We start from the raw sequence: 12,004 nt of genomic DNA, 5'->3' as shown, positions 1-12,004 counted from the left end.
CAGCACGGCCCGCAGCCCGGCCGCGGCGCGCTCCCCCGCGGCCGTCAACGGCATGTCGGTGCGCCCGGTGTGCCGATGCGCCCGGCTCCACTCCGTCTCGCCGTGGCGCACCAGCACCAGCCGTCCCGGCCCACGCACAACAGCGCTCACGGCAGCACTCACGCCGCGCTCACGCCGCGCTCACGACAGCGTTCACGAGACCGCGCGGGGCGGCAGGTCGGCGAGCAGGTTGGCCCCGAACCCGTCCCCCAGCTCGGTGAGCTTGTCCTGCATCAGCTCGCGCACCATCTCCCCGGCCGACTCCGGCAGCGGCAGGTCCGCGGTGATCGTCAGCGTCATCGACACCCGCACGCCGGTAGGCGTATCCGCGAGCTCGTAGCGCCCCGCCGCCCCGATCCGTTCTGACTCACCGTCAGGCGGGCAATGGGTGAACGCGATCGAGGTCTCGGGCTCGAACACCATTGTCTCGGTGAAGCTCGGGGACAGGTGTATCCCGATCGCGCCGATCTTCTCCAGGTGCCACACCCAGGTGTCCCCGTCGGCCTCGATCCGGGCCAGCCCCGGGGTGAGGCGCACCAAGGTGTCCGGGTCGATCAGGCGCACCCAGACCTCGTGGCGATCGGCGTCGAGGTCCGCGCCGGAGTCCACGGTGACGCTGAACGTGCTCACGCCGGCTACCCCCACCTCTCGTCCTGGGCCCCCTTTGTACTCCAATCACGGTTCGAACCCGCCGCCACCGGGCAGTTCCCCGGGGCAGGTGGCGCCGCCGGCGCCCCGCGAAGGGAGCACAGCCATGACCTCGACCAAGGCACTGGGCACCTACCTCCAGGACCACCTCGCCGGCGCGACGGCGGGTAGCGAACTGGCGCGCAAGCTCGGCTCGGAGTACACCACCGGCCCGTTGGGCGGGTTCCTGTCCGAGCTGAGCCGGGACATCGACCAGGACAAGGACACCCTGACCGAGGTCATGGGCAGCCTGGACATCTCCCCGGACGTGATCAAGCAGGCCACCGGCTGGGTCGCGGAGAAGATGACCCGGCTCAAGCTCAGTGACCGGATGACCGGCGACCCGGACCTGACCCGATTGATGGAATTCGAGGTGATGTCCATCGGCATCGAGGGCAAGCTCGCGTTGTGGCGAGCCCTGATCGCCGTCGCCGACGAGCTGCCGGGACTGGCCGGCGTGGACCTGCCCGGGCTGGCCAAGCGGGCCGAGCACCAGATCGCCGGACTCGAAGAGCACCGCCTCGAGGCGGCCCGCGCGGCCCTGGTCGCCTGAGCCCGGGGCTCCAGCACCGCCACGAGGCACCGAACGACCATCCCAGATCCGGTCGTCGTGATCTGATGATGCGTCATCTTCGATAGCTCGGGGCCGGGACGAGCCGGGACGCTTCCTGCCCCGCGCGGGCCGGCACCGTGCGCAGCAGGGCGCCCCCTCAGTCGACGGCGACGAGTTGGCGGAGCACGAACTTGATCCGGACGATCTCTGTGCCGGTCAGTGTGTGCGGCAGCAGCCAAACCAGTCGATCCCGGCTGACGGATTTGAGTTGGTCGCACATCGCCGCGCCAGGCTGCGCCAACTGCACCCGCGGATGGGCATCCAAATCCCGCAGGGTGCTCGTGCAGGGCACCACCAGAGCGAGACTGTTGGGCAGCCGACACGACAATGACGTGCCGACGATGATGGCCGGACGAAGACGTCGATGCTCCTGCGTGATGCGCCGCGACCAGGCGGCCGCCGAAGTCGTACTTCAAGGGCTCCGGCTTGCCGAGTCCCTGTGGTTGTGCATCGGCCGCGACGGCTGTAGATCAACGTTGGTACTGATGATGCGGCCCGCGGGCGGATCGGCGTCACTCCCGTTTCAACGTTGATCTACAGCCGTCGCGATCAGGTGAGCGTGGCTCGCGCCGGTCGCCCGCTGGTCCGGCTGGTTCCGGTCACCCCACCGGCGAGCCGGGAGCGCGGCTTCCTCCCGCTGTCCACGCCGATCGAGCGGTTCGACCCCCTCGCCGATGACGAGCTCGCGGCCTGGAGGTGAGCGTCCTGCTGCTCGCCTACGCGTACGTGTGGGCCGTCACCGCGCCGAACGAGCTGTCCGACCGCGCTCGCGCGGCGATCGCGGACGTCGCCAACACGGTGCTGGTCTCCGCGGCGTCCGCCTGGGAGATGGCGATCACGCGGTGCGCGAGACCACCACGTCGCAGAGGTACTCCAACAACTCCCGGGCCGGCCCGGCCGGCAACGGCGCCAACGACGCCCGGGCCTCATCGGCCCACCGCTGAAGATCCACCCGGGACCGCTGCATCGCCGGGTTCGCCCGCAGCAACGCCAACGCCTCGGCGTGCAGCACATCGTCGGTCAGATCCGAGCGCAGCAGCTCCTGCAACCGCGCATCAGCCGGATCCGTCGAGGCGAGCACGTGCAGCATCGGCAGGGTCGGCACACCCTCACGGAGATCGGTCCCCGGGGTCTTGCCGGACTCATCCGAGTCCGAGGTGATGTCGAGCAGGTCATCGGAGAGCTGGAACGCCACCCCGATCCGCTCGCCGTACCGGGTCAGCTCGTCGACCACCATCTCCGGCGCCCCGGCGAGCAGGGCCCCGAAACGCGCACATGTCGCGATCAGCGACGCGGTCTTGTCCGAGACCACCGACAGGTAATGGCCCATCGGGTCGTCACCGGCGCCCGGTCCGACGGTCTCGCGGATCTGACCGGTGCACAGCCGCTCGAAGCACCGCGCCTGGATCCGGACACACTCCGGGCCGAGGTCGGCCAGCAGGTCCGAGGCCCGGGCGAACAGGAAGTCCCCGGTCAGAATCGCGACCGTATTGCCCCAGCGGGAGTTCGCCGATTCCGCACCGCGGCGGATGGTCGCCTCGTCCATCACGTCGTCGTGGTACAGCGTCCCGAGGTGGGTGAGCTCGCAGACCACGGCGGACGGGACGATCCCCGGCGCGTGGAGGTCCCCGAACTGGGCGGCCAGCAGCACGACCAACGGCCGGAACCGCTTCCCGCCGGCGTCGACCAGGTGCCGGGAGGTCTCGGTGACGAACGGGTAGTCGCCCTTGACGGCGTCGCGGAGCATGACCTCCACGGCGTCCATGCCCGCGCGCAGGTCCTCGACCAGATCAGGGGCGACCCGATCGAGGTCTAGCCCGAGGCTGTTGGACACGCCGCCCTCCCGGGACGAACTACGAGATCAGGAACGACGCGTTGTCAGCCAGGTCCAGGACCGGCTGGGGCAGCACGCCGAGGAATACGGTAACCGCCACCCCGATCCAGACCGCAAGCGCGGTGGTCAGCGAGGGCACCGCAACCCGCGGGCCGTCGGTGACCGGGGCCGAGAAGAACATCAGCACGATGACCCGGATGTAGAAGAACGCGGCCACCGTCGAGCTCAGCACGCCGACCACGATCAGCGGGGTCCCCCCGGCCGAGGCCGAGGCCGAGAACACCGCGAACTTGGCCGTGAACCCGCTGGTGAGCGGGATTCCGGCGAAGGCCAGCAGCAGCAGCGCGAACATGCCGGCGACCACCGGCGAGCGCCGCCCCAGCCCGGCCCACTGGGACAGGTGGGTCGCCTCCCCGGAGCCGTCCCGGACCAGCGAGATGATCGCGAAGGCGGCGATCGTGGAGAAGCCGTAGGCCAGCAGGTAGAACATCGTCGCGGACAGGCCCTCGGCGTTGGTGGCCACCAGGCCGACCAGGATGAACCCGGCGTGCGCGATCGAGGAGTACGCGAGCATCCGCTTGACGTCGGTCTGCACCAGCGCAACCAGCGAGCCGAAGAGCATCGTCACCATCGCGACGCCCCAGAACATCGGGTGCCAGTCCCACTTCGCGCCACCGAGGCCGACGTAGAACACCCGCAGCAGCGCACCGAACGCGGCCACCTTGGTGGCGGCGGCCATGAACGCGGTCACCGGGGTCGGAGCGCCCTGGTAGACGTCCGGGGTCCAGGCGTGGAACGGCACCGCGCCGACCTTGAACAGCAGGCCGACCGCGAGCAGCGCCATGCCGATCAACAGCAGCGCGTCGTTGTCCTCCGAACCCGAGACAGCGGCGTTGATGTCCGAGAGCCGCACCGAACCCGCGTAGCCGTAGAGCAGCGCGATGCCGTAGAGGAAGAACGCCGAGGAGAACGCGCCGAGCAGGAAGTACTTCAGCGCGGCTTCCTGGGAGAGCAGGCGCCGGCGCCGGGCCAGGCCGCAGAGCAGGTACAGCGGAAGCGAGAGCACCTCGAGGGCGACGAACATCAGCAGCAGGTCGTTGGCCGCCGGGAAGATCAGCATGCCGCCGATGGAGAACATCAGCAGCGGGTAGATCTCGGTCTGCACCCAGCCGAGGCGGGTGGTCTCCTTCTCCGCGGCCGAGCCGGGCACCGTCGCCGCGGAGGCCGCGAACTCCCCGCCGAGGCGGCGCTCGGCGAGCAGCAGCACCGCGACCACCCCGAGCAGCAGGATCGTGCCCTGCAGGAACAACGTCATCCCGTCGATGGCGACCGCACCCTCGGCGGCCACCTTCTGCGGGACCGCCCGCGCGTTCTCCTGCGCTTCGTCGGTCAGCGTGCAGACCACGACGAAGGCCGCGACCAACCCGGTCAGGCAGAGCGCGAGTTGCGCGTGCAGCCGGTGCGCCCGGGGCAGGAACGCCTCGACCAGCACGGCGAGCACGCCGACGCCGAAGACGATCAGGATCGGCGAGAGCTCGTAGTACTCGATGTTCGGTGCGGGGATCAGCGTTTCGGACGCCGCAAGGCGGATCATTTCTTCTCCTCGGCGGCAACCTGGACCGGGTGTTCCGGCCTGGGATCAGTGCGTTCGACCTGGGTGAGCGTGCGCTCGACCGCGGGGTCGATGACATCCAGCAGCGGCTTCGGGAAGAACCCGAGCGCGAGGATGACCGCGATCACCGGGGTGACGACGAGCAGCTCCCGGGTCTTGAGGTCCGGGGTGTCCTCGTTGCCCTCGGTGAGCTCACCGGTCATCGTGCGCTGGTAGGCGATCAGTACGTAGAGCGCCGCCAACAGCACGCCGGCGACCGCGAAGTAGCCGGCGATCGGGTACCGGGTGAAGGTGCCGATCAGGACCATGAACTCGCTGATGAAGGGGGACAGGCCCGGCAGCGACAGGTTCGCGAGCCCGGCGAACAGGAAGGAGCCGGCCAGCACCGGGGCCACCTTCTGCACCCCGCCGTAGGAGGAGATCAGCCGCGAGCCGCGCCGGGACATCATGAACCCGGCGATCAGCAGCAGGCCGGCGGTGGCGAAGCCGTGGTTGACCATGTACAGCGTCGCGCCGGACTGGCCCTGACTGGTCATCACAAAGATGCCGAGCACGATGAACCCGAAGTGCGAGACCGAGGCGTAGGCGATCAGCCGCTTGAGGTCGGTCTGCCCGATCGCCACCATCGCGCCGTACAGGATGCTGATCAGCGCGAGCACCACGATCGCCGGCGCAAAGTGCCGGGCCGCCTCGGGGAACAGCGGCAGGCACAGGTGCAGCATCCCGAAGACGCCGACCTTGTCCAGGATGCCCGAGAGCAGGACGCCGTTGCTCGGGGTGGCCTCGGCCATCGCGTCCGGCAGCCAGGTGTGGAACGGCCAGAGCGGAGCCTTGATCGCGAACGCGACGAAGAACCCGAGGAACAGCCAGCGCGCGGTGTCGGTGCCGAAGTCGTACTGCACGAGGTTGGGCAGGTAGTAGGCCTTCTCCCCACCCGGTCCGGCGAAGTTGATCCAGACCACCGCGACCAGCATGAGCAGGCCGCCGAGCAGGTTGTAGAGCAGGAACTTGACCGCCGCGTACTGCCGCTGCGGGCCGCCGAAGCGCCCGATCAGGATGTACATCGGGATCAGCATCGCCTCGAACAGGACGTAGAACAGGAACACGTCCAGGGCGGCGAACTGCCCGATCGACATCGCCTCGAGCACCAGCATCATCGACACGTAGAGCTGGGTGGTGCCCCCGCCCGGTCCGGTCTGGGCGTGCTCGCCCTCGTCCAGGTCGCGCCAGGACGCCAGCAGGATGATCGGCATCAGGACCGCGGTCAGCAGCACCATGACGTAGCCGATGCCGTCGACGCCGAGCGCGTAGCTGACCCCGAAGGAGGAGATCCAGTTGTGGTTCTCCACCAGCTGGTAGGTCGAGCCGTTGTCCGAGTTGAACTCGGTGGCGGCCAGCAGCACGACGCCGAGCGTGACCAGCGAGGCCACCAGCGCGATCCGGCGGGCCAGTTCGGCCTGCGAGCGCTGTGTCAGTCCGGCGAGTGCGGCGCCCGCGAGCGGGACGCACATCGCCACCGTCATGAAGGGAAAGTCCTCCATCAGAGCCTCACCACCAGAACAGCGAGCACGGTGAGGGCTGCTCCACCGAACATCGTCAGGGCGTACGAGCGGACGAATCCGGCCTGGACCCGGCGGAGCCGGCCGGCCGTGCCACCGAGCAGCGCAGCCAGGCCGTTGACCAGGTTGTCCAGCCCGCGGTGATCCAGCCAGACCAGGAAGCGGGTGGCCCACTGGCCGGGGCGCATCAGCACGGCCTCATTCACCGTGTCCTGGTACAGGTCGTGGCGGGCCGCGTGGACCAGCACGCCACCCTGCGGCTGGGTCCGCGCGACCGGGGAGAACTGGTACATCTTCAGCGCGGCCGCCACGCCGACCACGATCACGAAGAGGGTGAGCGCGGTGAGCGCCCAGACCGGCATCCGGTGGTGGGCCTCCTCGTGGCCGACCACGGGTTCGAGCCAGGTCACGATGCCGTCGTTGATCAGCAGACCGCCGCCGAGGACGGCGCCACCGGCCAGCACGATCAGCGGCAGCGTCATCAGCTTCGGCGACTCGTGCGGGTGCACGCCGGAGTCCCAGCGCTTGTCCGAGAAGAACGTCATGATCATGACGCGGCTCATGTAGAACGCCGTGATGCCGGCACCGATCAGGGCGCACAGGCCCAGGGCGATGTTGTCGTTGAACGCCGCCTCGATGATCTTGTCCTTCGACCAGAACCCGGCGAACGGCGGGATGCCGATGATCGCCAGGAAGCCCAGGCCGAAGCACGCATAGGTGATCGGCATCGCCGCTCGCAGCGCGCCGTACCTTCGCATGTCGGTGTCGTCGTGCATGCCGTGCATCACCGAGCCGGCCGAGAGGAACAACCCGGCCTTGAAGAAGCCGTGCGTCAGCAGGTGGAAGATCGCGAAGGCGTAGCCGGCCGGGCCGAGGCCGGCGGCGAGCACCATGTAACCGATCTGCGACATCGTCGAGGCGGCCAGCGCCTTCTTGATGTCGTCCTTGGCGGTACCGATCAGCGCACCGATGACGAGGGTGATCGCGCCGACGATGGCCACCACCAGCTGCGCGGTGTCGGAGAGGTTGTAGATCGGCGCCGAGCGCACGATCAGGTACACCCCGGCGGTGACCATGGTGGCCGCGTGGATGAGTGCGGACACCGGCGTCGGACCGGCCATCGCGTCGAGCAGCCAGGCCTGCAGCGGGAACTGCGCCGACTTACCGACCGCACCGAGCAGCAGCATCAGACCGATCGCGGTGACCCAGCCGTCGCTGGCCCCGGGCACCGCCTCGAACACCTCGTCGAAGGCCAGCGAGCCGAACTGGTCGAACATGAAGAACATCGCGACGAGCAGGCCGATGTCACCGACCCGGTTCATCACGAACGCCTTCTTGGCCGCGGTGGCGTAGTCCGGCACGTGCTGCCAGAACCCGATCAGCAGGTAAGACGCGAGACCCACGCCCTCCCAGCCGACGAAGAGCAGCAGGTAGGAGTCGGCCAGCACCAGCAGGAGCATCGCCGAGATGAACAGGTTCAGGTAGCCGAAGAAACGGCGCCGGCGCAGGTCGTGCGCCATGTACTCCACCGAGTACAGGTGGATCAGGAAGCCGACGAAGGTGATCAGCAGGACGAAACAGATCGAGAGCTGGTCGACCTGGAAGCCGACGCCGAGCTGCAGGTTCCCGCTGTCCAGCCAGTCGTAGAGGTGCTGGTTGTAAGCGCGCTCGTCCGCGTCCTTCCCCAGCAGGGTGAGGAACTGGATCGCGCCGATCAGGAACGAGCCGAGCACCGTCAGGCAGCCCAGGATGTGGCCCCAGGAGTCGGTGCGCTTCCCGCCGCAGAGCAGGACGAGCGCGCCGAAGAGGGGCAGCGCGATCATCAGCCAGGTCAGATTGAAGACACCGGTCGCTTCACCGATGTTCTGGAGCTGTTCGGCCGCACCGGCAGGGGCCTCAGAAGTAGGAATCATCATCTCGGCCGCCTCAGTACTTCAGCAGGTGCGCGTCGTCGACAGAGGCGGAGCGCCGGGTCCGTTGCATCGTCACGATGATCGCCAGGCCGACCACGACCTCGGCGGCCGCGACGACCATCACGAACAGCGCGATGATCTGGCCCTCGAGGTTGCCGTGCTGGCGGGCGAAGGTGACGAACGTCAGGTTCGCGGCGTTGAGCATCAGCTCGACGCACATGAACACGATGATCGCGTTGCGCCGCATCAGGACCCCGGCCGCGCCGATGGTGAAAAGCAGCGCCGACAGGTACAGGTAGTTCGCCGGGTTCACGAGCTGCTGCCCTTCCCGAGTTGGGCGCGTTGCGAGGCTTCCGCCGCGACCGAGTCGTCCGGCTCGAGCACGTCACCGCGGGCCCGTAGCACCGGCGAGACCGAGAGCTCCGAGGCCGTTCCGTCCGGCAGCAGGGCCGGCATGTCGACCGCGTTGTGTCGCGCGTAGACGCCGGGGGCCGGCAGCGGCGTGACGATGCCACCGTCCTTGAACCGCTGGATCGACAGTGCCTTCTGGTTCAGCTTCTCGCCGATCTCCTCGCGGTGCGCCAGCACCATCGCACCGAGCGCCGCGGTGATCAGCAGCGCGCCGATCGCCTCGAAGGCGAACACGTACCGGGTGAAGATCAGCGCCGCGAGGCCCTCGACGTTGCCGCCCTGGGCGCTGTTGGCTGCCGTCAGGCCGTTGAAGTCGTCCACCGAGGCGTTGCCGATGCCGGCGATCATCAGGACACCGAAGCCGATCCCGGCCAGCATCGCCGCGATCCGCTGACCCCGGATCGTCTCCACCAGGGAGTCCGAGGAGTCGACGCCGATCAGCATCAGGACGAACAGGAAGAGGATCATCACCGCGCCGGTGTAGACGACCACCTGCGCGACCGCGAGGAACGGCGCCGACTGCACGGCGAAGAACATCGCCAGGTTGACCATCACCATGGCCATCCACAGCGCCGAGTGCACCGCCTTCTTCGAACCGACCACGGCGAGCGCCGCCAGCACCGTGATCGGGGCGAGGATCCAGAACAGGACGGCCTCGCCGTTCGACGTGTTACCCATTGCGATCACCTCGCGCGCCGCGCGGGGCGACGAGGTGCTGACAGTGCTTAGTGGTTCGCTCGCTGCGCTCGCTCACGGTGCCGAGCCCTCCTCACGCATCGCGAACAGCGAGGGTTCGGCGCCGGTGACCTTGCCGGCGTAGTAGTCCGTGTCCGTGGTGCCCGGGTACATCGGATGCGGGGCCTCGACCATGCCCTCGGTCAGCGGGCCGAGCAGTTCGGCCTTGGTGAAGATCAGGCTCTCCCGGCTGGAGTCGGCGAGCTCGAACTCCTTGGTCATCGTCAGCGCGCGCGTCGGGCAGGCCTCGATGCACAGGCCGCAGAAAATGCAGCGCAGGTAGTTGATCTGGTAGACGCGGCCGTAGCGCTCGCCCGGCGAGAACCGCTCGCCGGCCAGGTCGTCGTTGTCCGCGCCTTCGACGTAGATCGCGTCCGCGGGACAGGCCCAGGCGCACAGCTCGCAGCCGATGCACTTCTCCAGGCCGTCCGGGTGCCGGTTGAGCTGGTGACGGCCGTGGAAGCGCGGGGAGATGCGCGGCCCGCCCTCCTTGCCCTTCACCTGCTCCGGGTAGAACTCGGTGGTCTTCTTCCGGAACATCGCGCGGAAGGTGACGCCGAACCCGGCGAGAGCATCGGTGACCTTAGGCATCGGTATCACCCCTCTCCACCATCTCGACGCGGTGTTGCCCTGAGGTCGAGAACGACACCGGCGTCGACACCGGCGTCGACACCAAGACCGGCACCTGACCCGGCATCGGCGGCACCGGGTACCCACCCGCGAACGGGTCGAACTCGACAGCCTCGGCCACCGGTTCGTCCTCGGGCGGCTTGGCCCGCACCACTTCCCAGACCCAGGTCACCAGCAGCAGGGCCGCCAGCACTCCGGCCGCGACCAGGACGATGTTGCGCACTTCGTAGCCCTCGTTGCGCAGCGCCTGGATGGTGGCGACCAGCAGGATCCAGCCGATCGAGACCGGGATCAGGATCTTCCAGCCCAGCGCCATGAACTGGTCGTAGCGCATCCGGGGCAGGGTGCCGCGCAGCCAGATGAAGACGAAGACCAGGGTCAGGAGCTTGCCGAGGAACCACAGCACCGGGAACCAGTTCTCGTTCGCGCCCGGCCAGATCGGCCCGCCGAGCGGCCACGGCGCCATCCAGCCGCCGAGGAAGAGCGTGACGGCCAGCGCGGAGACGGTGATCAGGGCGATGTACTCGCCGAGGAAGAACAGCGCGAACTTGATCGAGGAGTACTCGGTGTGGAAGCCACCGACCAGTTCGCCCTCGGCCTCGGGGAGGTCGAAGGGCGGGCGGTTGGTCTCGCCGACCATCGCGATCAGGTAGACCACGAACGAGGGCAGCAGCGCAATGCCGTACCAGAGGTCCTCCTGCGCGGCGACGATCTCCGAGGTGGACATCGAGCCGGCGTAGAGGAAGACCGCGACGAAGGAGAGCGACATCGCGAGTTCGTAGCTGATCATCTGCGCGGTCGAGCGCAGGCCCCCGAGCAGCGGGTAGGTCGACCCGGAGGACCAGCCGGCCAGCACAATGCCGTAGATGGCCGCACTCGAACTGGCGAGGATGAACAGCACCGCGACGGGGGTGTCCGTCACCTGCAGCACGGTGCGCTCGCCGAAGATCGAGACCTCGGGCCCGATCGGGATCACCGCGAAGGCCAGGAAGGCACCGGTCGCGGAGATCACCGGGGCGATCACGAAGATGGCCTTGTCGGCCGCCTTCGGGACGATGTCTTCCTTCAGCATCAGCTTGACGCCGTCGGCGAGGGACTGCAGCGAGCCCTGCGGGCCTACCCGGTTCGGGCCGACGCGCTGCTGCATCCAGGACACCGCGCGCCGTTCGAAGATGATCGTGAACAGCGTGAAGACCATCAGGAACGCGAAGATCACGACGACCTTGATCAGCATGATCCACCACACGTCGTGGCCGAACTGCGCCAGATGTGTGCCGTCGGCGTCGGCGAGAATCAGGTCGCCGCTGACTGATGAGCTCACAGCGAGCCTCCCGCGCGGATCCGGACCACGGTGCCGGCGTCGACCCCGAGATCGCGGCGGACCGCGCTGCCCGGGGACTTCATCGGCAGCCAGACCACCCGGTCCGGCATGTCGGTGACCGCCAGCGGCAAGGTGACCGTGCCGCGGTCGGTGGTGACCACGACCAGCCCGCCCTCGCCGGCGCCGATCTCGGCGGCGGTGGCGGCGGAGAGCCGGGCCACCGGCTTGCGGGCGGTGCGGGCCAGGTGCGGCTCGCCGTCCTGCAGGCGGCCGAGGTCGAGCAGCATGTTCCAGCTCGCCAGCACCGCCTCGCCGGACAGGGGCGAAGGAGCGCCGTTCGCCGCAACGGTCGGTGCAGCGACCGGGCCGGACCAACGGCCGAGCGCCGCCAGCTCGCGCGCCGCCGAACCGGCGTCGCGCAGCCCGAGCGAGCGATCCATCTCCTCCGCGATCGCTTCGAGCACGCGCAGGTCGGTCATCGGTGAGGCACCCTGCAGGGCCTGGACGAAGGGCCGCAGTCGGCCCTCCCAGTTCAGGAACGTCCCGGACTTCTCCGCCACCGACGGCACCGGGAAGACCACGGCCGCGCGCTCGGTGACCTCGCTGGCCCGCACCTCGATGCTGACCAGGAAGTCGACCAGGCTCAGGGC

Annotated in this window: 15 protein-coding genes; 2 read left to right on the top strand and 13 right to left on the bottom strand. The window is 68.7% G+C overall.

The genetic code is table 11. The features are described from left to right. Positions 1-150 (bottom strand): phosphoglycerate mutase family protein (locus H0X00_RS15355; protein ID WP_367186653.1); only part of this gene is annotated, 150 nt, incomplete at its 3' end. Between the two features lie 42 nt (positions 151-192). Then, positions 193-669: an SRPBCC family protein gene (locus H0X00_RS15350; RefSeq protein ID WP_293772563.1), complete on the bottom strand. Its 477-nt coding sequence runs from the start codon at positions 667-669 to the stop codon at positions 193-195. Positions 670-793: 124 nt separating this feature from the next. Between H0X00_RS15350 and H0X00_RS15345 the strand changes: the two genes are divergently transcribed. Then, positions 794-1,279, top strand: coding sequence for a hypothetical protein (locus H0X00_RS15345; RefSeq protein WP_293772561.1), 486 nt, complete (start codon positions 794-796; stop codon positions 1,277-1,279). Between the two features lie 157 nt (positions 1,280-1,436). On the opposite strand, the gene H0X00_RS15340 is transcribed toward H0X00_RS15345, so the two are convergent. Next, positions 1,437-1,718: a type II toxin-antitoxin system PemK/MazF family toxin gene (locus tag H0X00_RS15340; protein ID WP_293772565.1), complete on the bottom strand. Its 282-nt coding sequence runs from the start codon at positions 1,716-1,718 to the stop codon at positions 1,437-1,439. 180 nt (positions 1,719-1,898) lie between these two features. Here H0X00_RS15340 and H0X00_RS15335 point away from each other — a divergent pair, with 180 nt between their 5' ends. Continuing rightward, positions 1,899-2,039, top strand: a complete 141-nt coding sequence (locus H0X00_RS15335; protein WP_293772559.1) for a hypothetical protein — start codon at positions 1,899-1,901, stop codon at positions 2,037-2,039. Between the two features lie 16 nt (positions 2,040-2,055). Here the strand turns inward: H0X00_RS15335 and H0X00_RS15330 are convergent, their stop codons facing one another. The 10 genes from H0X00_RS15330 to H0X00_RS15285 form a co-directional block, all read right to left on the bottom strand. After that, positions 2,056-2,178 (bottom strand): hypothetical protein, encoded by a 123-nt coding sequence (locus tag H0X00_RS15330; RefSeq protein ID WP_293772558.1) that lies wholly within the window; start codon positions 2,176-2,178, stop codon positions 2,056-2,058. Then, positions 2,175-3,104, bottom strand: a complete 930-nt coding sequence (locus tag H0X00_RS15325; RefSeq protein WP_367186652.1) for a polyprenyl synthetase family protein — start codon at positions 3,102-3,104, stop codon at positions 2,175-2,177. Before H0X00_RS15325 ends, H0X00_RS15330 begins: the two co-directional genes overlap by 4 nt. 88 nt (positions 3,105-3,192) lie before the next feature. After that, entirely contained in the window at positions 3,193-4,767 is a 1,575-nt protein-coding gene (nuoN, locus tag H0X00_RS15320; protein ID WP_293772556.1) for an NADH-quinone oxidoreductase subunit NuoN, read from the bottom strand. Further along, complete coding sequence (locus H0X00_RS15315; protein ID WP_293772555.1) at positions 4,764-6,326, bottom strand: NADH-quinone oxidoreductase subunit M; 1,563 nt, start codon at positions 6,324-6,326, stop codon at positions 4,764-4,766. Before H0X00_RS15315 ends, nuoN begins: the two co-directional genes overlap by 4 nt. Then, a complete protein-coding gene (gene nuoL / locus H0X00_RS15310) occupies positions 6,326-8,257 on the bottom strand; it encodes an NADH-quinone oxidoreductase subunit L (protein WP_367186651.1) in 1,932 nt (643 codons plus the stop codon). The genes H0X00_RS15315 and nuoL overlap by 1 nt, the downstream gene beginning before the upstream one ends. A gap of 13 nt (positions 8,258-8,270) precedes the next feature. Continuing rightward, positions 8,271-8,570 (bottom strand): NADH-quinone oxidoreductase subunit NuoK, encoded by a 300-nt coding sequence (nuoK, locus tag H0X00_RS15305; protein ID WP_293772551.1) that lies wholly within the window; start codon positions 8,568-8,570, stop codon positions 8,271-8,273. Continuing rightward, positions 8,567-9,346 (bottom strand): NADH-quinone oxidoreductase subunit J, encoded by a 780-nt coding sequence (locus tag H0X00_RS15300; protein ID WP_293772550.1) that lies wholly within the window; start codon positions 9,344-9,346, stop codon positions 8,567-8,569. Before H0X00_RS15300 ends, nuoK begins: the two co-directional genes overlap by 4 nt. A gap of 72 nt (positions 9,347-9,418) precedes the next feature. After that, positions 9,419-9,994 carry an NADH-quinone oxidoreductase subunit NuoI gene (gene nuoI, locus H0X00_RS15295; RefSeq protein WP_293772548.1) on the bottom strand — a complete coding sequence of 192 codons (576 nt, stop codon included), beginning with the start codon at positions 9,992-9,994 and terminating at the stop codon, positions 9,419-9,421. Then, positions 9,987-11,327, bottom strand: a complete 1,341-nt coding sequence (nuoH, locus tag H0X00_RS15290; protein ID WP_367186650.1) for an NADH-quinone oxidoreductase subunit NuoH — start codon at positions 11,325-11,327, stop codon at positions 9,987-9,989. The genes nuoI and nuoH overlap by 8 nt, the downstream gene beginning before the upstream one ends. Before the next feature lie 23 nt (positions 11,328-11,350). After that, on the bottom strand, positions 11,351-12,004 hold a 654-nt coding region (locus tag H0X00_RS15285; protein WP_293772544.1), incomplete at its 5' end, for a molybdopterin dinucleotide binding domain-containing protein.

Source organism: Sporichthya sp., assembly GCF_013815995.1.
Lineage (GTDB): Bacteria > Actinomycetota > Actinomycetes > Sporichthyales > Sporichthyaceae > Sporichthya.
This window is presented reverse-complemented; position numbering and strand designations above follow the sequence as displayed.

Bases quoted from the DNA above. Each gene is read 5' to 3' on its own strand.
- H0X00_RS15325 (WP_367186652.1), bottom strand. From the start codon at position 3,104: ATGGACGCCGTGGAGGTCATGCTCCGCGACGCCGTCAAGGGCGACTAC.
- H0X00_RS15345 (WP_293772561.1), top strand. From the start codon at position 794: ATGACCTCGACCAAGGCACTGGGCACCTACCTCCAGGACCACCTCGCC.
- H0X00_RS15300 (WP_293772550.1), bottom strand. From the start codon at position 9,346: ATGGGTAACACGTCGAACGGCGAGGCCGTCCTGTTCTGGATCCTCGCC.
- nuoN (WP_293772556.1), bottom strand. From the start codon at position 4,767: ATGATCCGCCTTGCGGCGTCCGAAACGCTGATCCCCGCACCGAACATC.
- nuoI (WP_293772548.1), bottom strand. From the start codon at position 9,994: ATGCCTAAGGTCACCGATGCTCTCGCCGGGTTCGGCGTCACCTTCCGC.
- nuoL (WP_367186651.1), bottom strand. From the start codon at position 8,257: ATGATTCCTACTTCTGAGGCCCCTGCCGGTGCGGCCGAACAGCTCCAG.
- H0X00_RS15315 (WP_293772555.1), bottom strand. From the start codon at position 6,326: ATGGAGGACTTTCCCTTCATGACGGTGGCGATGTGCGTCCCGCTCGCG.